The 18,468-nt window shown below is 40.7% G+C and carries 16 protein-coding genes and 1 pseudogene; 12 read left to right on the forward strand and 5 right to left on the reverse strand.

Annotated features, from left to right (window positions below):
* Positions 1-109 precede the first annotated feature (109 nt).
* Positions 110-238, forward strand: coding sequence for a hypothetical protein (locus F6K13_RS01440; protein ID WP_282433592.1), 129 nt, complete (start codon positions 110-112; stop codon positions 236-238).
* 76 nt (positions 239-314) lie between these two features.
* Here F6K13_RS01440 and ureC read toward each other — a convergent pair whose 3' ends face one another.
* From ureC to F6K13_RS01455, 3 genes are all read right to left on the reverse strand, one after another.
* On the reverse strand, positions 315-2,024 hold the full coding sequence (gene ureC / locus F6K13_RS01445; protein WP_124143848.1) for an urease subunit alpha: 1,710 nt from the start codon (positions 2,022-2,024) through the stop codon (positions 315-317).
* A 305-nt stretch (positions 2,025-2,329) separates the two neighbouring features.
* Positions 2,330-2,620 carry a hypothetical protein gene (locus F6K13_RS01450; protein WP_205127272.1) on the reverse strand — a complete coding sequence of 97 codons (291 nt, stop codon included), beginning with the start codon at positions 2,618-2,620 and terminating at the stop codon, positions 2,330-2,332.
* A 35-nt stretch (positions 2,621-2,655) separates the two neighbouring features.
* A complete protein-coding gene (locus F6K13_RS01455) occupies positions 2,656-2,982 on the reverse strand; it encodes a lysozyme (protein WP_205127271.1) in 327 nt (108 codons plus the stop codon).
* Positions 2,983-3,698: 716 nt separating this feature from the next.
* On the opposite strand from F6K13_RS01455, the gene F6K13_RS01460 reads away from it, so the two are divergent.
* The 8 genes and pseudogenes from F6K13_RS01460 to F6K13_RS01495 all read left to right on the forward strand — a co-directional run bounded on the left by F6K13_RS01460 (position 3,699) and on the right by F6K13_RS01495 (position 13,114).
* Positions 3,699-4,421, forward strand: a complete 723-nt coding sequence (locus tag F6K13_RS01460) for a pyridoxine 5'-phosphate synthase (RefSeq protein WP_124143847.1) — start codon at positions 3,699-3,701, stop codon at positions 4,419-4,421.
* 195 nt (positions 4,422-4,616) lie between these two features.
* Positions 4,617-4,934 (forward strand): annotated as a pseudogene (locus F6K13_RS01465) (MgPME-cyclase complex family protein); the annotation flags it as partial.
* Positions 4,935-4,964: 30 nt separating this feature from the next.
* Entirely contained in the window at positions 4,965-5,141 is a 177-nt protein-coding gene (locus F6K13_RS01470) for a cupin domain-containing protein (RefSeq protein ID WP_287286706.1), read from the forward strand.
* Positions 5,138-5,647 (forward strand): hypothetical protein, encoded by a 510-nt coding sequence (locus F6K13_RS01475; RefSeq protein WP_287286704.1) that lies wholly within the window; start codon positions 5,138-5,140, stop codon positions 5,645-5,647. Before F6K13_RS01470 ends, F6K13_RS01475 begins: the two co-directional genes overlap by 4 nt.
* A gap of 314 nt (positions 5,648-5,961) precedes the next feature.
* Positions 5,962-9,192, forward strand: a complete 3,231-nt coding sequence (carB, locus tag F6K13_RS01480; protein ID WP_124146290.1) for a carbamoyl-phosphate synthase large subunit — start codon at positions 5,962-5,964, stop codon at positions 9,190-9,192.
* Positions 9,193-10,209: 1,017 nt separating this feature from the next.
* Complete coding sequence (locus F6K13_RS01485) at positions 10,210-11,241, forward strand: PEP-CTERM sorting domain-containing protein (protein WP_124154468.1); 1,032 nt, start codon at positions 10,210-10,212, stop codon at positions 11,239-11,241.
* Positions 11,242-11,828: 587 nt separating this feature from the next.
* A complete protein-coding gene (gene dusB / locus F6K13_RS01490) occupies positions 11,829-12,845 on the forward strand; it encodes a tRNA dihydrouridine synthase DusB (protein ID WP_287286708.1) in 1,017 nt (338 codons plus the stop codon).
* Positions 12,845-13,114, forward strand: coding sequence for a hypothetical protein (locus F6K13_RS01495; protein ID WP_124155039.1), 270 nt, complete (start codon positions 12,845-12,847; stop codon positions 13,112-13,114). Before dusB ends, F6K13_RS01495 begins: the two co-directional genes overlap by 1 nt.
* 272 nt (positions 13,115-13,386) lie before the next feature.
* Here F6K13_RS01495 and yidD read toward each other — a convergent pair whose 3' ends face one another.
* Positions 13,387-13,797, reverse strand: coding sequence for a membrane protein insertion efficiency factor YidD (yidD, locus tag F6K13_RS01500; protein ID WP_287240098.1), 411 nt, complete (start codon positions 13,795-13,797; stop codon positions 13,387-13,389).
* Positions 13,798-14,211: 414 nt separating this feature from the next.
* Between yidD and chlP the strand changes: the two genes are divergently transcribed.
* From chlP to F6K13_RS01515, 3 genes are all read left to right on the forward strand, one after another.
* Complete coding sequence (gene chlP, locus F6K13_RS01505; RefSeq protein ID WP_124143653.1) at positions 14,212-15,432, forward strand: geranylgeranyl reductase; 1,221 nt, start codon at positions 14,212-14,214, stop codon at positions 15,430-15,432.
* A 624-nt stretch (positions 15,433-16,056) separates the two neighbouring features.
* Positions 16,057-16,179 (forward strand): hypothetical protein, encoded by a 123-nt coding sequence (locus F6K13_RS01510; RefSeq protein WP_275670299.1) that lies wholly within the window; start codon positions 16,057-16,059, stop codon positions 16,177-16,179.
* A 37-nt stretch (positions 16,180-16,216) separates the two neighbouring features.
* On the forward strand, positions 16,217-16,840 hold the full coding sequence (locus tag F6K13_RS01515) for a DUF938 domain-containing protein (RefSeq protein ID WP_124143652.1): 624 nt from the start codon (positions 16,217-16,219) through the stop codon (positions 16,838-16,840).
* A gap of 320 nt (positions 16,841-17,160) precedes the next feature.
* Here the strand turns inward: F6K13_RS01515 and hemB are convergent, their stop codons facing one another.
* Positions 17,161-18,165 carry a porphobilinogen synthase gene (gene hemB / locus F6K13_RS01520; protein WP_124143651.1) on the reverse strand — a complete coding sequence of 335 codons (1,005 nt, stop codon included), beginning with the start codon at positions 18,163-18,165 and terminating at the stop codon, positions 17,161-17,163.
* Positions 18,166-18,468: the final 303 nt, after the last annotated feature.

Genomic DNA, 18,468 nt, shown 5'->3' on the forward strand with positions numbered 1-18,468 from the left:
TCTAAATGATCGCGATCGCTTACAAGATTATAGCGATCGCGATCATTTAGCATACGCTATATATAGTGTCTTTGCGTAATATTATGTCCGGTTGAATACTTATAAATAAATGACGGAGTCCTCAGGAGTCAGGAGTCAGGTAGGGGAGCTGTCGGATTGGCGACGTACAGGAGTTAGGAGGGAACAAAGAAGAAGGAAGAGGAAGAGGAAGAAAAAGAGAAAGTTTTTTTATCACTAATTATCCGGACATGATATAAGTCCTGATAATAAGTATTCAACCGGATTTGATATAACAGCCTTTTTGAGCGAACCTCCTAAAACAGAAAATATCGCTGTGCCATGGGTAAAACTGTTGCAGGTTCACAAGTCAACAACTCCCCATCAGCTCTAACTTCATAAGTTTCCGGGTCAACTTCTATTTCTGGCAAAGCATCATTTAATTTCATCTCTTGTTTGCTAATTTGCCGAGTATTTACCACTGCAACTGCTGACTTTTTCAACTGTAGTTGAGCCACAATATCAGTTTCCAGAGCAGCTTGAGAAACAAAAGTCAAAGAAGTAGCAGCGATCGCTCCCCCAAAACTACCAAACATTGGCTGCATAACCACAGGTTGTGGAGTAGGAATACTTGCATTCGCATCTCCCATCTGAGCATAAGCAATAGCTCCTCCCTTAATCACAATTTCCGGTTTCACCCCAAACATAGCAGGTCGCCACAAACATAAATCTGCCAACTTTCCCACTTCCACCGAACCCACATACTCAGCAATACCATGAGCGATCGCCGGATTAATCGTGTATTTTGCCACATAACGTTTAGCACGCAAATTATCATTTTCCCCAGACTCTCCATTCAAAGGTCCGCGCTGAATTTTCATTTTGTGAGCTGTTTGCCAAGTTCTAATAATAACCTCTCCCACACGTCCCATGGCCTGAGAATCAGAAGCAATCATACTAAACGCTCCCAGATCGTGCAGTATATCCTCAGCAGCAATAGTTTCTCGACGAATGCGAGACTCTGCAAAAGCCACATCCTCTGGAATATTTCGGTCTAGATGATGACACACCATCAACATATCCAAATGTTCTTCCAAAGTATTGAGAGTATAAGGACGAGTGGGGTTAGTAGAAGAAGGTAAAACATTTGCTTGACCGCAGACTTTGATAATATCTGGAGCGTGACCGCCTCCCGCACCTTCAGTGTGATAAGTATGAATTGTCCGGTTTTTAAAAGCCTTTATGGTGGTTTCTACAAACCCTGCTTCATTGAGAGTATCGGTGTGGATAGCAACTTGCACATCGTACTCGTCCGCAACATTTAAGCAGGTGTCGATCGCCGCCGGGGTAGTTCCCCAATCTTCATGTAATTTTAATCCCATCGCCCCTGCTAATACTTGTTCGACTAGAGCTTGGGGTTGACTGCTGTTACCTTTGCCCATGAAACCTAAATTTACCGGGAAAGCTTCAGCAGCTTGCAACATTCGGTGAATATTCCAAGGACCGGGAGTACAGGTAGTCGCATTAGTACCTGTGGCAGGACCTGTTCCTCCACCTAATATAGTTGTGATACCAGAAGCGATCGCTGTTTCGATTTGTTGAGGACAAATAAAATGAATGTGAGCATCAATGCCACCTGCTGTTAAAATCATGCCTTCACCCGCTACAGCTTCAGTTCCCGGACCGATGATAATATCTACATTATCTTGGATGTAGGGGTTGCCTGCTTTACCAATTTTGCAGATTTTACCATCTTTGATGCCGATGTCTGCTTTGACAATACCCCACCAGTCGAGAATGAGAGCGTTGGTAATAACTAGATCCACTGCGCCGTCAGCATTGGCAATGGGAGATTGCCCCATACCGTCACGGATGACTTTGCCTCCACCAAATTTTACTTCATCGCCGTAGGTGGTATAGTCTTGCTCGACTTCTATGAATAATTCTGTGTCAGCTAAACGGACGCGATCGCCTATTGTTGGCCCATAAGTTTCAGCATAGGCACGACGGTTGATTCTATAAGCCATATTTATTCTTTACTAAATTGAACAACCTACACTCATAGATTAGTTGTTCTCCGTAGAAATAACTACGCTAACAGTGTAGGTAGATGATGCCTGTTGAAAATACAGAAAATTGAGAAAAGGAAAATTAACTAGCTATTAGCTATTAGCATTTCCGTTTTTAGCAGCTCTGGGTTTAAATCCCCGGTTTCTATAAACCGGAAGGTTGAGGAAGGGTTGAAATCTCCTTCTAAACATTTACTGCTGAGTGCTGAGTGCTGATTGCTGATTGCTTATTTAATCTAAGGTTTAGGGCAAGTCCCTAATTTTCAGTCAACATAAAGACCGCGAGGGTCTGTGTCCCTGAGCCAAGTAATGAAACTTTTATAGTCATCTATATTGTAGGTCGCGATACAACCCACAGTGCCAGGCGAGCCATAATTGCGATTCCAGTCAATATGAATTTCGATTGCACTTCTTTCTGTAGTACCAGGTTCTAAATAATCTAACGGAACAGTTACTGGACCTATACCACTCTGAAAAATATTACCATAATAATTATCTCTCCCATCAGCCCAGATAATATCGTTAACGTACCATTTACTGCTCCATTTACCCAACGTGGAAATTTATTTGCTGCTCCTTGATAGTCTCCTTAGTTGAGCTTTCTTAACATGGTACTACTTTCAAAAGCACCAGTTCCAACGTTATAACAGAAGCATACAAGAGCATCAAACTGATTTTGATTCAGAGGAACTTGAACCAGCCTCAAAACTACTTCTGCTGCTTTGTCGCATTCATACTTTAAATAGAATTCTGCATTTCTTTCTGTAATTCTTTCTCCTAGCTGAACTTTTTTTCCATTGGGGTAACGAATGGTTCCATACCCAATGGTTGGTATTCCTACTGGGTCTAGATCAGCATTCAGAAAAAGTCCTTCCCATTTTTTGACTAAGTTTAGACTATTTTGTAATATTTCCATGCTACAGCTCCAATTTACAACTAAACAGTCATATTTTATGTTAGTTATAGCTGTTTGCAATTTTAATTAAGTACCAAATTATTGAGTTTATAACTAATACATTGATTCCAAACTAATATATTAGTTTCTATAGAATATAAGCTTTCAATTTACAGTTTTTGAATCTTTATTTATATAGTCATAAAAAATCTAAATTTTCATCAATGCTTAAATTGATTTAGCTAGCCATAAATTAACTGATATGCAAACAGCAATCACATTTTTTAGTCTATAGTTGATTTAAAGACTAATCATTGACTGCTCTGTGAATTAAATTTACAGGGATTCTAATAAGTAGGCATAAATCAATATAAAACTAAGATATAGGTGTGAAGTGGGAGAAAAATTTAAGCCTCATCACAATTATTTTATTTATATATTAGTTTGACCAAAAAAATAAGGTCTTAAGCCTCCTCTTTGAAAAGGATAAAAAGCGGTCGTTAGCGTAGCTTCCCGTAGGGTGGGATGGCGAGGAAACCTCGCCATATCCAATCAACCAAGAGAAAAAAAAATCTGTATCTTCTCGCATCCCTATTGCCGGAGGTAATGAATTGACTTACCTATGTAAAATTTTTAAGTGCCTGGACAGCAAGATTCCTGAGAAACAGTTGCTCAAGTGAACATTTCCAACTAAACTAATATGGCAAATTGACTTACATAATCAGGAGAATCAAAAATTGCCCACTCTAGGTGTCAACATTGACCACGTTGCCACAATTAGACAAGCGCGACGAACTGTAGAACCAGATCCAGTAGCAGCAGCAATTTTAGCTGAACTTTCTGGTGCTGATGGTATTACTGTTCATCTGCGGGAAGACCGTCGCCATATTCATGAACGAGATGTCCATATTCTGCGACAAACGGTGCGGACTCATTTGAATTTGGAGATGGCACCTACTACAGAAATGGTGGCGATCGCTCTGGATATTAAGCCTGATTATATTACTCTTGTACCAGAACGTCGCGAAGAAGTAACAACTGAAGGTGGTTTGGATGTTGCTAGTAATATCCCTCGTATGAGAGAGGTAGTAGCTCAGTTGCAAGGAGCAAATATTCCTGTCAGTATGTTTATTGATGCAGAAAAAGCCCAGATTGAAGCTTCCGCAGAAATTCAGGCTAAGTTTATAGAACTCCACACAGGATGTTATGCAGAAGCTACTGATGAGGCCACTCGCCATCAAGAATTGACGATTTTGGCAGATGGCTGCAAAATAGCGATCGCTGCTGGACTCCGAGTTAATGCTGGACATGGCCTCACTTATGGGAATGTTTATCCAGTTGCTTGTCTAGAAGGTATGGAAGAACTCAACATTGGTCATACAATAATTTCTAGGGCGGTACTTGTGGGTATGGAGCGAGCTGTCCGCGAGATGAAACAAGCCATTAATGGTTTTCATTAATGGATAATGGATAATGGATAATGGATAATGGATAATGGATAATGGATAATTACCTCTCCTTAAAAGTCAGAAGATTGACCAATAAGGAAAAAGTTTATTTTTTCCCCCTTGAAAGGGGAGGCAGAGTAAGCTGAATTGTTTAATTATTTAATTATTAATTATTCGGTAATTACTAATTTTTGTTTATTGATTGAAATGCAAACCTATTATTATGTTTTAGCTAGTAAAAAATTTTTACTAGAGGAAGAACCCCTGGAAGAGGTTTTTAGAGAACGCACCAGAGATTATCACGAAAAGGAAAAAGAAATAGATTTTTGGTTGGTTCCTCAACCTGTTTTTTTAGAAGCTCCAGAAATGGCTAATATTAAGGCTAAATGTCCTCAACCTGCTGCAGCGATTATTTCTACTAACCCTAAATTTATTACTTGGTTAAAGTTACGTTTGGAATCTGTAATTACAGGTGAATTTCAAGCACCTTCAGATTCTATCCCAGAACCTTTAGCTTCTGTTGAGGATGCTTCTGTGATGCGCGCGCATCACGAGATGTTCACCGTGGTCTCTGGCCTGATCGAACTGGAGGCGGATGATGGCACTATCACCCGCGTAGGCCCAGGACAGGCCGGGTTTATCCCCAAGGGCTGGAGCGGCATCTGGCGCAATATCGAAGAGACGCAAAAAACCTATATGTTGCTGAAGGCCGTTCCCGGTGAGGCGACATGATCACGGTCCTGTCCGAGGCGGATCTTGCGCATATTGCACTTCCGGATGACGCGATACGCAAGGCGGTAGAACTCGGTCTTCAGGCGCAGGCTGAAGGACGGGCGATTGCGGAACCGACCTCTGTCTTCAATCCGGTGCCCGGCCGCGATGATCTGATCGCTGTGATCCGCGGATCGCTGCCCGATGAAGGCGTGGCACTGGTCAAGACCGTTGGCGGCTTTCCCGGAAATGCCACAAAGGGGCTGGCAACAAATCCGGGGTGTTTGACCTTGATCGAAACGGACACTGGGCAAGTCACCGGGCTTTTGCCAGCGGCACGTATCACGACAGAACGCACCGCGATGGTGACGGCGATTGGTGCGGCGCGGTTGGCGCGACCGGGTGCCAAGGTGCTTGGCTGTATCGGCTCTGCCGGGATAGGGGTGCAGTCGCTACGCAATATTACCCGCGCTATACCACTGGACGAAATCCGTTTGCATGGCAGGGACAAGGCGNGTCGGAATTAATATTTTTAACTTTTGTCCAAGAAATAAGGTCTCAGACCTTTCCTTCCTTTTAAAAGGATCGGGAGTTACGCAAAATATGAAAATATTAATTCCGACTTCTATTAAGTCAGATTAATTAATCATCATATAGGAGGATTATATAATTAATTAAATTAACAATTAATCATTCCCTATTCTTTTTTTCAGAGTATTTAAAACTCATCATTTAAATGCCCAAATATAAAATTGGTCTGTATATCATAACACTACAACTATACTCACCCTTAAAATACTGTGAATTAACCCTTAATTGTCAAACAAATAAATATAAATCTATGCCGCGTCGCCAAGATATACGCAAAATTCTACTTGTTGGTTCTGGTCCGATTGTAATTGGCCAAGCTTGTGAATTTGATTATAGTGGTACACAAGCTTGTAAAGCTCTTAGAGAAGAAGGATTTGAGGTTGTGCTGGTCAACTCCAATCCAGCTACAATTATGACAGACCCAGAAATTGCCGAATGTACTTACATCGAACCCCTGACTCCTGAACTTGTAGAAAAAGTCATTGCCAAAGAACGACCAGATGCTCTCCTACCCACAATGGGCGGTCAGACAGCTTTAAATATATCAGTATCTTTGGCCAAAAATGGTACTTTAGCTAAGTATGGTGTTGAGTTAATCGGGGCTAAACTACCAGCAATTGAAATGGCCGAAGACCGACTGCTATTCAAGGAAGCAATGGCTCGAATTGGTATTCCGGTTTGTCCATCGGGTATTGCTAGCAACTGGGAAGAGGCAAAAGCGATCGCTAATGAAATTGGTACTTATCCCCTAATTATTCGCCCTGCTTTCACACTGGGAGGGACAGGAGGAGGTATTGCTTACAATCAGGAAGAATACGAAGTAATGGCACAAGCAGGGATAGATGCTAGTCCAGTATCTCAAATCCTAGTGGAAAAATCGTTGATTGGTTGGAAAGAATATGAATTGGAGGTAATGCGAGACTTAGCAGATAATGTAGTAATTATCTGTTCGATCGAAAATATTGACCCGATGGGTGTACATACTGGAGACTCAATCACTGTTGCTCCAGCTCAAACGTTAACGGATAAGGAATATCAACGACTGCGAGATGCTTCGATTAAAATTATCCGGGAAATAGGGGTGGAAACTGGGGGTTCCAATATTCAATTTGCAGTCAACCCAGTAAATGGAGATGTGATTGTGATTGAAATGAACCCACGGGTGAGTCGCTCTTCAGCTTTGGCGTCAAAAGCTACTGGTTTTCCTATTGCTAAAATGGCAGCAAAATTAGCAGTGGGTTACACCTTAGATGAAATTCCTAATGATATTACTAAAAAGACACCAGCTAGTTTTGAACCAACTATAGATTATGTTGTCACGAAAATTCCTAGGTTTGCTTTTGAGAAATTTCCCGGTTCCCAAGCAGTGCTGACTACTCAAATGAAGTCGGTGGGAGAAGCAATGGCAATAGGTAGGACATTCCAGGAGTCGTTTCAGAAAGCATTGCGGTCTTTGGAAACAGGTAGGGCAGGTTTTGGTAGCGATCGCTGGGAAAAGTTACCCAGTTTAGAACAAGTACGCTCCGGGTTACGCACACCTAACCCAGAGAGAATGTTTACAGTACGTCATGCTTTGTTACTGGGAATGACTGTAGAAGAAATATATGAGTTGACGGGAATTGATATTTGGTTTCTGGATAAGATGCGGGAGTTGACCGATACAGAAAAATTGATTAAGCGCACTCCGCTCAACGAATTAACAAAAGAGCAGATGTGGGATATTAAACGGCAAGGTTTTAGCGATAGCCAAATTGCATATTGTAGTAAGACTGATGAGGATGAGGTCAGAAGTTATCGGTTGAGTTTGGGTATTAAACCTGCTTATAAAACGGTGGATACTTGTGCAGCAGAATTTGAAGCACTGACACCTTACTATTATTCTACTTATGAAGAAGAGTCAGAAGTTTTGCCTTCTGAAAAACGGAAAGTAATGATTCTGGGAGGGGGACCTAACCGCATTGGTCAGGGAATAGAATTTGATTATTGTTGTTGTCATGCTAGTTATGCTCTGGGAGAAGATGGGTTTGAAACAATTATGGTTAACTCTAATCCCGAAACTGTTTCGACTGACTATGATACGAGCGATCGCCTTTATTTTGAACCTTTAACTAAAGAAGATGTACTAAATATTATTGAGGCGGAAAACCCGGAAGGAATTATCGTTCAGTTTGGCGGACAAACACCTCTGAAGTTAGCGGTTCCTCTGCAAAAATATTTAGAGCAAACAGAAACTAAAACAAAAATTTGGGGAACTTCCCCAGACTCTATCGATACCGCAGAAGACCGAGAAAGGTTTGAGCAGATTTTGCGAGATTTAGATATTCGTCAAGCTGCTAACGGTCTCGCCCGCAGTTTTGAGGATGCGTTGGAGGTGGCGCAGAAAATAGGTTATCCGGTAGTAGTGCGACCATCCTATGTTTTGGGAGGCAGGGCAATGGAAATTGTTTATTCTGACCAAGAGTTAGAGCGTTATATGAAGTTTGCGGTACAGGTGGAACCGGAACATCCGATTTTGATTGACAAGTTCCTAGAAAATGCGATTGAAGTGGATGTGGATGCCATTGCAGATAGTACTGGTCAGGTGGTTATTGGTGGAATAATGGAACATATTGAAGAGGCAGGTATTCACTCTGGTGACTCTGCTTGTTCTATTCCTTATCAAACTTTAGCTCCTGCTGCAGTGGAAACAATTCGTAAATGGACTGTTGCTCTGGCAAAAGCGTTGAATGTTATCGGGTTGATGAATATTCAGTTTGCGGTGCAAGGGGAAACAGTATATATTTTGGAGGCAAACCCCCGTGCGTCGCGAACAGTACCTTTTGTGTCTAAGGCAATAGGAACACCCTTGGCAAAAATGGCATCGCGAGTCATGTCTGGAAAAAAGTTAGAGGAATTGGGTTTTGTGGAGGAACAGATACCCGAACACGTTTCTGTGAAAGAGGCGGTGTTACCGTTTGCGAAATTCCCCGGTACAGACACAATATTAGGACCGGAAATGCGCTCTACTGGAGAAGCGATGGGTATTGATGTTGACTTTGGTAAAGCTTTTGCCAAAGCACAGTTATCCGCAGGGCAAAAATTACCTTTAGAGGGTACAGTGTTTGTGTCGATGAGCGATCGCCATAAAGAAGCAGTTGTGCCAGTGGTTAAGGACTTGATTGAGTTGGGTTTGAAAGTGATAGCTACTGAGGGAACTCGGAAGGTATTGTGTTTGCATGGTTTGGATGTGGGGTTGATGTTGAAGTTGCATGAAGGGCGACCAAATGTTTTGGATGGGATTAAAAATGGAGAAATTCAGTTGATTATTACGACTCCTTCTGGGGAGGAAGCGCGTGCTGATGGGATTAAAATTCGGCGGAGTTCGTTAGATTATAAGGTGCCATTAATTACGACTATTGCTGGTGCGAAAGCAACGGCGGCGGCGATTCGAGCGTTGAAGTCTGAAGTGTTGGAAGTGAAGGCGATGCAGGATTATTATTGAAGAAGGAGTCAGCATACAGGAGTCAGGAGTCAGAATGAAAGAAGGAGTCAGCATACAGGAGTTAGGAGACAGTAGTATAACCTAACCCCCCAACCCCCTTCCCTTGTAGGGAAGGGGGAGAATATTCCAAAAGCAGGAGAGGGGTTGGGGGAGAGGTCTTAATTTTACAACCAACAGTCAACCCCGTAGGGATGTTTCATGGAACGTCCCTACATTTTTCAAAAAGATTCTTATAAAAAAGTAGTGGTACTTAGACATTTTATGGTCTAAAAATGGCTTATAGTCAGTCTAGATCAGGGAATTTTGAGCCTATTTTCTACTTCTGTTTTGTGTAAGTCTCACTAATTATAGCAATGTGCGCTGGCATATTTACAAATTACAAGAGGTTTCCAATAGCTAAAAGTCTTGTATTATCGGTCTTTTATTCCCCCTGTTGCCTGTTGCCTGTTGCCTGCGCACAGCGCTATATTTGTGCCTACCTATTTCATTAACTTTAGCTAACAGTTAACTAATAAAGAGGGAGCAAAGTTTAATTTATCACCCCCTCAACTTTTTACTTCCCTTTGCGATCGCTACTTTCATGCCACAAAGTTGCTATAAATTGAAAATTTCCGTAGTAACGCACCTAGCGATCGCTCTGTTAATCTACAACTCCAAATAAAATTCCACTATCTTGAGAATATTTTTTATACAAAGTTTTATTATATCACTTCCAGCCTTTTTAGATGTACTAACCAATAAAAATTTCTATAATTTATCTGAAGCCGTAATAAGACTATTATTTAAGCATAATATCCGGAAAACTTAGTCTAGCTTAATCAAAACTTTATAAGTACTGTTGCCATAGCTATACACCTCAAGCCTTTATCTAGTAGTTAATTCCACTAATTTTAACTACTAAAAACACCGTAGATGAAATTAAAGATTCTGTAAAATTAGACAAAAAGGGTTGCGAAAATTTCGGGGGGGGGTAGATTAATGTTGTAGGCAATAAATCTTAACTCAGGAAATTTAATCATGTTGAAAAAGCTTTCAAATGTTAAACAACTATCAGTAGCCACAGCAACAGTAGGCTTAATGACTTTAGGTGCCACTGTCGCTCATACCCAAGCGGCTAATGCTGCTGCCATTATTAGTAATGGAGTTATTCAAATTGGAGTTAACGATGAGGGACATTTGAATATACCTGGAGGTACTCCTTCTAGTGGAGTAGGAACAACAACTGTCGGTTTACGATTTCTTCCTACCGGTGCAGAATTTACTGCCCCTGGTTTGATAGCTGAGGGGTGGGGTGTTGCTGATGCTGCATCTGGTCTCACTGGTTATGCTAACGTTGATATTGATGGTGTTCAAAACCTGGATTTAGTAAGTTTTACTGCTACTTCAACTACAGCTACTTCAGTAGTATCAATTGATGATGTTTTTCTAGTCACTCATGATTACAAACCTTCTAGCGAAACTCCTTTCTTATATGATGTAGAGGTAACTATCGAGAACATTAGTAGTTCTTCAGTGGATGATGTTCGCTATCGGCGCGTTATGGATTGGGACATTGAACCTACTGCTTTTCGTGAATTTGTAACTATTCAAGGAACAGAGGAAGCAACTAATGTACTATTTGCTAGTGATGATGGGTTTGCTAGTGCTAATCCCTTATCTAGCCGATCTTCGAGATTATTCACAGGAGATGCAGTTGATAGTGGTCCTAGCGATCATGGTGCTTTGTTTGATTTTGGATTTGGCTCACTAGGTAGTGGAGATTCCAAGAGCTTTAATATCTTTTATGGAGGTGCATTCACAGAAGTTGAGGCATTGGCAGCATTAGGTGCTGTAGGTGCGGAAGTTTATTCTCTGGGTCAAGCAGATGTGCCAGGAGGAGCTGACATAGGAAGTCCTAATACAGGTATCTTTGCTTTCTCTGGAGTTGGTGGTGTCTCTATGACTGAAACTCCTACTGAAACTCCAGAACCTGTTTCTATACTAGCCTTACTAACTTTAGGTGCTTTAGGTACAACTTCCCTGAAACGCAGACAAAAAGAAGAAAAGTAGGTTCACAGGTCTAATTTCTGGCAAACCTACCTCAATTTTAAAAGCTAACTATAAGTATAATCGAAATATTCGATTCTGAGAAGATGCAACCAAAAAATATGAGGTTGTGTCTCTCAACTTTTTCATGTAATATTTTGTCCAGCAAAACAATTGTCATTGCCAGCGACAGCATTTGCAGAGCATTCCGTCAGGAAAGCAATCTCCAGAACTCAGGGATGACTATGCTAAAAACTGCTCCGCTAAATCTTCATAAATCACTATCTGATCGAAATTCATACCAAATCCAATTACTATAGACTACAATATTTTATTGATAAAACCTTAATATATATGAATTTTAGCTTACTTATTTATGGTCTAGTTGACTACTCCCCGGACTTAAGTCACGGGGATTCTAAGCAGATACTACGCAACAGGATAAATCCGTGTTGCTCCGTTTCTTCTTAGCTGACCAAAGATATATTCTTTGGGGACAAGTCAAAATGCCCCTACACAGTCGGCTTAAGTTTAACCCTAGCTTTCTGCTTACTTTTGTGATTATATTTGCAGCNTTACTTCAAAGTTGCCAATTTTGAGTGGAGTAGCTAATTTTTGTTTTAATTCAGCAGATAGAACAAAAATTAGCTACTCCACTCAAAATTGGCAACTTTGAAGTAAAAAGTCGCGTACTTCAATCACCATTATCAGGAGTAACAGATTTAGTATTTCGTCGTCTAGTACGTCGTCATGCTCCAGAGTCAATGATGTACACTGAAATGGTAAATGCTACAGGGTTACATTATGTGAAAGAATTACCTCAAATAATGGAGGTTGATAATAATGAGCGACCAATTAGTATTCAATTATTTGATTGTCGCCCTGACTTCTTAGCAGAAGCAGCAGAAATGGCTGTAAAAGAAGGGGCGGATACTGTTGATATTAATATGGGTTGTCCTGTTAATAAAATCACCAAAAATGGCGGTGGTTCTTCATTATTAAGACAGCCAGAATTAGCTGGAGAAATTGTTAATAAAGTCGTAAAAGCCGTACCTGTTCCTGTTACTGTAAAAACAAGAATTGGTTGGAATAATCAAGAAATTAATATCCTTGAATTTGCTAAAAGAATGGAAGATGCTGGTGCTCAAATGTTAACTTTACATGGTCGGACTCGTGCCCAAGGATATAATGGGCCAGCAAGATGGGAATGGATTGGTAAAGTTAAGGAAATACTTTCTATTCCAGTTATTGCTAATGGGGATATTTTTTCTGTCGATGCTGCAATACGTTGTTTGGAGGAAACTGGTGCTGATGGGGTAATGTGTTCTCGTGGTACTTTGGGTTATCCTTTTTTGGTGGGAGAAATTGATTATTTCTTGAAAAATGGTGTGGAAAAAGTAGCGCCTACTGCAGTAGAAAAATTGGAATGTGCTAAAGAACATTTACAAGCACTATGGGAATATAAAGGCGATCGCGGTATTCGTCAAGCTCGCAAACACATGACTTGGTATGCTAAGGGTTTTCCTGGAGCGGGGGAGTTGCGGGGTCAATTGGCAAAAGTGGAAACAGTGGAACAAGGTTGTGATTTGATTGACAAAGTAATTGAAAATTTGGCGTTGGTAAATTAGTGTATGATGTTAATCTTAATTATTTAGGAGTCAGGAGTCAGGAGTCAGGAGTCAGGAGAAAAGAAAGAAGAATAAAGAGGAATAGAAGGAGAAAGTTTTTTGTTTGTACTCTTATCTGGGCAAGACATCATACCTCAAATTACCAACGCCGAAAATTTATAGTAAAGCAGGGAACAGGCAACAGGCAACAGGCAACAGCAAGAGAACCATTTCTCTGTTTCAGGTTCATCAGCATTTTATGTCAAACGCCAATTCGTTCCTTGTTATAAGATGTCTAATAGACATCTCCAATAATAAAAAATAAAATCAATTATTCTACATAAATTATCAATTCTTTCCCCCTATTCCCTACTCCCTACTCCCTCTTTTCTGGAGATGTCTAATAGACTGGATATTTGCTGACTATACCTATAGACATCTCCAAAAATTAAAAATAAAATCAATTCTTATCCATAAATTATCAATTATTTCCCTCCTGGGAGGGGTTAGGGGTTGGTTCCCTGTTCCCTGTTCTCTCTTTTCTGGAGATGCCTGATGATGATTATGAACCACAACTGCCAAAGTCTGGGCTACAATCTAATTCACAGCTACCACAATCTAATTCTGGGAAATCACAGCTATCACAATTACAGTTTGGCAAAGCAGACTCACAGCTCTCTTCGGCTACATCACCGCAACAATTAATGAACTTAGAAGGTTGTTTTTTTTTGGATTTCTTTTCGAGACTAACTGCCTGTAACTTCAAAATTTGATTAGCCTCTTTACAACAAGTTTTAAACCTTTGACGTGCAGCTTGAATAGCTCCTGAAAAATCTTGCTCAATAAACATACGCTTAATATAATGAGAACAAGATTCATCATTGTACAATATTCTATGGGCACAAGAAAATCCTGTTCTCGGCGAAATGTACTGTTGATATCCGTCAATCAAAGCAACAGCAATTTTATTCATAACAAATGAAGATATTAATTCAGGCCAATTTATACTACAAAAATTAAACCCTCATTTCCCAAGACGTACCTCTATTGCCTATTTTTATCAAAAAATCATGTTCGGACGGGTCAATTATAAATAAAATTTAAGGACTGACAGTACCTACATTACCAAAGAAATACTGAAATTATCTTTACTTTCCTCCTTTCTTCCCTCCTGACTCCTGACTCCTGACTCCTGACTCCTCACAACAGTTATTTTATTAAGTATTCAACCAAAGATAATATTACAGAAGTCCATTTTCAGAAAAAGTATCAAATTATTAAGGTCTGTTGCAATTTCTTCACATATCCTCAGAGAATCAACTACGACACCCAAGTCCGTGATACCATCCCAACTTGTAAGTATAAAAAAAAGATTGGGAGAAGACCTTTGACTCTGAGAGTTGCTGTTGTTGGTTCTGGCCCAGCAGGTTCATCTGCTGCTGAGACTTTAGTAAAAGCAGGTATTGAAACTTATTTATTTGAACGTAAACTAGATAATGCTAAACCTTGCGGTGGAGCTATTCCTCTGTGCATGGTTAGTGAATTTGACCTACCAGCAGAAATTATTGATCGCCGTGTTAGAAATATGAAAATGATATCTCCCTCTAATGTTGAGGTGGATATCCATATACAAAAACAAGATGAATATATAGGTATGTGCCGTCGGGAAGTTTTAGATGGCTTCCTGAGAGACCGGGCAGCTTCTCTCGGAGCTAACCTAATTAATGGCACGGTTTATAAACTGGATATTCCTACTAATGATAGAGACCCCTACACTCTTCATTACTCTGACCATTCAGAAGGTGAAATCCAAGGCACAGCTAAAACCTTAAAGGTAGATTTAGTTATCGGAGCTGATGGGGCAAATTCCCGTATAGCTAAGGCCATTGATGCTGGAGATTATAATTATGCGATCGCTTTCCAAGAGCGTATTCGTCTGCCAGAACATCTCATGGCATATTATGAAGACCTAGCAGAAATGTATGTGGGTGATGATGTTTCTCCAGACTTCTATGCTTGGGTATTCCCCAAACATGACCACGTTGCTGTGGGTACTGGCACAATGAAACCTAACCAGGCCAGAATTAAACAGTTACAAGCAGGTATTCGCGCTCGTGCTGCAAAGCGTCTGGAAGGTGGAGAAATTATTAAGGTAGAAGCTCACCCAATTCCCGAACATCCTCGTCCTCGTCGGGTTCGTGGTAGAGTTGCTCTAGTGGGAGATGCTGCTGGTACTGTAACTAAGTCTTCTGGTGAAGGTATTTATTTTGCGGCTAAGTCTGCTCGGATGTGTGCTGAAACTATTGTGGAGACTTCTAATAATGGTGCGACTATTCCCACTGAAGCAGATTTAAAGCTTTATTTGAAGCGGTGGGATAAGAAGTATGGCATGACTTATAAAGTATTAGATATTTTACAGAGAGTATTCTATCGTTCTGATGCTACCCGCGAAGCTTTTGTAGAAATGTGTGCTGATATGGATGTGCAGAAGCTAACTTTTGATAGTTATTTGTACAAAACTGTCGTACCTGCTAATCCTTTAGTTCAGATGAAGATTACTGCTAAAACTATTGGTAGTCTTCTCCGGGGTAATGCTTTAGCACCCTAGTGCCGCTACACGGAAGTTAAAAGCGAGTGCGTAATTCTGAGGTCCCCTCAGAATGTAAGACGCACTCAAGACAGTCAATAATTTTTGATTTGTAATTGTTTTAGGATTTTGTAACTGGTCAGTTATTTCTGCCATCCTGCACTAGATATGTTAAAGTCCAAATTTAATTAAGTTAATATTAAAGTCCTGCGGAATATTGCTGCGGGATTTTAATATCAATATGTAGAGTATTTTGCATACAAGTTAAATAAATATATTCTACTAACTACTAAAAAATATGGGGCTGTGGCTCAGATGGATAGAGCAAGCGCCTCCTGAAGTATCGGGCACCATGTGAGGAAACTCCGTGAGTGAATGTGGTCAAATTCAAGGAAGCCTAAGTCTATATATTTGTAGATATGGTAATCTTGAGCCAAGCTTTACCTAATTATTGGTGAAGAAGGTGCAGAGACTAGAGTTTTAAGAAGAAATAAAATTCTGCTTAAACTAGGCCACCACCTAAAGCTATTTAGAGCTATGGTGAAGGGATAGTCCAGAGAGTGGGGAAACTCACACAAATCTGAAGCGCTAGGTCGCGCGTTCGAATCGCGCCAGTCCCGTTTTCGGCGTTGGTGAAGTGGGTGTATGATATTAATCTTAATTATTGAGGAGTCAGGAGTCAGGAGTCAGGAGTCAGGAGGGAAGAAAGAAGAAGCAAAGAGTAGTAGAAGGAGAAAGTTTTTTGTTCGCGCTCTTATCCGGACATGATATCATACCTCAAATCACCAAAGCCAAAATCAATCTTATGACATCTTTTAGCGATGCTCGGCAGTATGCTCCGGCAACTGAACGCAACCGCTCATTTATCTTGGAAGTGCTACAGCGAGTTTTGCCTCCAACGGGAAATATTTTAGAAATTGCTAGTGGTACGGGAGAACATTCTGTTTTCTTTTCTCCCCACCTGCAACCTCGTCAGTGGTTTCCTTCTGACCCTAACCCAATGTTGCGGGAGAGTATTGTAGCTTGGCAACAACATAGTCCGTCAGATAATCTGCATTCTCCTCTTGATATTGATGTACGAGAGTCGGTTTGGGCGGTGGAAAAAGAGGGTACTGAGATTGCTGCTATTGTCAATATTAATATGATTCATATTAGTCCCTGGTCAACTTGTCTGGGGTTAATGGCAGGTGCGGGACGTTTGTTGCCAAAGGACGGGGTGCTGTATTTGTACGGTCCATACAAACAAGGTGGGGAACATACTACACCAAGTAACCAGAGTTTTGATGAGTCTTTGCGTTCTCAAGATCCTGAGTGGGGAGTGAGAAATTTAGAAGATGTTATCGCAGTAGCGGAGAAGGAGGGGTTAAGGTTTGTGGAGGTGGTAGAAATGCCTGCAAATAATTTGTCTGTGATTTTTCATAAAAACTAATATCATTGAGAAAATGGGTTTGCGTAGATTGCGTTGAGGAAAGTTAGTGCCAGCTTATCCGTTAGGATAAACCCAACACATATCTATTTCTATCGGTCTTTTTTTTGTGTTGCACTGCGACTTTTTTTGAGGTTATATCATGTCTGGATAATTAGCGATCAAAAAACGTTATCCTTTTCTTGCTTTTTCCTTCTTCTTTCTTCCCTCCTGACTCCTACGTCGTTTATTCATAAGTATTCAACCAGACATGATATCACATTTTGAAGTGCGGAATGTGGGTTCCTATTCTTGTTCCAATTCCCCACTATTATCATCATTGCCTATTTCAAAATTAACGCAACTTCCTTGGCAAAATAAGTCAAAATTAAATCCGCACCAGCTCGTTTCATGCTCGTTAAAGTTTCCAACATCACCTTTTTTTCATCTATCCAACCCTTCTGACCAGCAGCTTTAATCATGGCATATTCCCCACTCACGTTATAAGCAGCTACAGGTAGATTTGTTGTCTTTTTTACCTCACAAATAATATCTAAATAAGCAAGCGCCGGCTTGACCATCACCATATCTGCACCTTCGGCAATATCCAAAGCTACTTCTTTGATGGCTTCCCTAGCATTAGCAGGGTTCATTTGATAAGTCTTTTTGTCCCCAAATTTTGGCGCAGAATCCAAAGCATCGCGAAACGGGCCATAATAAGCTGAGGCATATTTAGCAGAGTAGGCAAGTATTCCCACATCGAAGTATTCCGCAGCATCCAGAGCTTTGCGAATTGCTCCAATACGCCCATCCATCATATCTGAAGGAGCAACAATATCAGCACCTGCTTCAGCCTGGGATAGTGCTTGTTTGACCAAAACTTCTACAGTAGAGTCGTTGAGAATGACTCCATTTTCCCCCACAATACCGTCGTGACCTTCGCTGGAATAGGGGTCGAGAGCTACATCAGTAATGACGACAATATCTGGTATTGTTTGTTTAATTGCCTTTACAGTTCTTTGTATTAACCCATCTGGGTTGTAACTTTCGGTACCAACATTGTCTTTTTTAGCTTCCTCAACTAGGGGGAATAAAGCGATCGCATTAATTCCTAAATTATAAGCATCCTCTATTTCTTTGAGCAGTAAATCTAGAGTATAGCGATAACTTCCTGGCATCGAAACAACCTCGACTTTTTGCCCTTCTCCTTCCATCACAAACAATGGATAAATTAAATCATTGACCGTCAACTGGGTTTCCTCAACCATACGTCGCAAAGCAGGAGTGCGGCGGAGACGACGGGGACGCTGTACGCCAGGAAATTCTGTGGACAAATTTGTTTCTGTCATGGGTAGATTACTTAACCTAATATAATTGATAGTCATTAATAATAATCAGAAATTGACATCTAGTCAATAGCAAAATCTTGTAGGGACGTTGCATAATAAAAATGCGTTTCATGTTACGCAGTGAAACGTCCCTACACCACCCTAATGCAACGTCTCTACTAATTATCTTAATTACCACAGATTTTGCATATTCTTGATGCCGGCTACAAATGCTGCACCGACCAATTGACAACGCTCGTAAAAATCTTGTTCACTGGTGTGGATGTTAGAAGTTTCGTTGGATGTTACAAGTCCCCTATTATA

The organism is Okeania sp. SIO2B9 (assembly GCF_010672505.1).
In the GTDB taxonomy this organism is placed as follows: domain Bacteria; phylum Cyanobacteriota; class Cyanobacteriia; order Cyanobacteriales; family Microcoleaceae; genus Okeania; species Okeania hirsuta.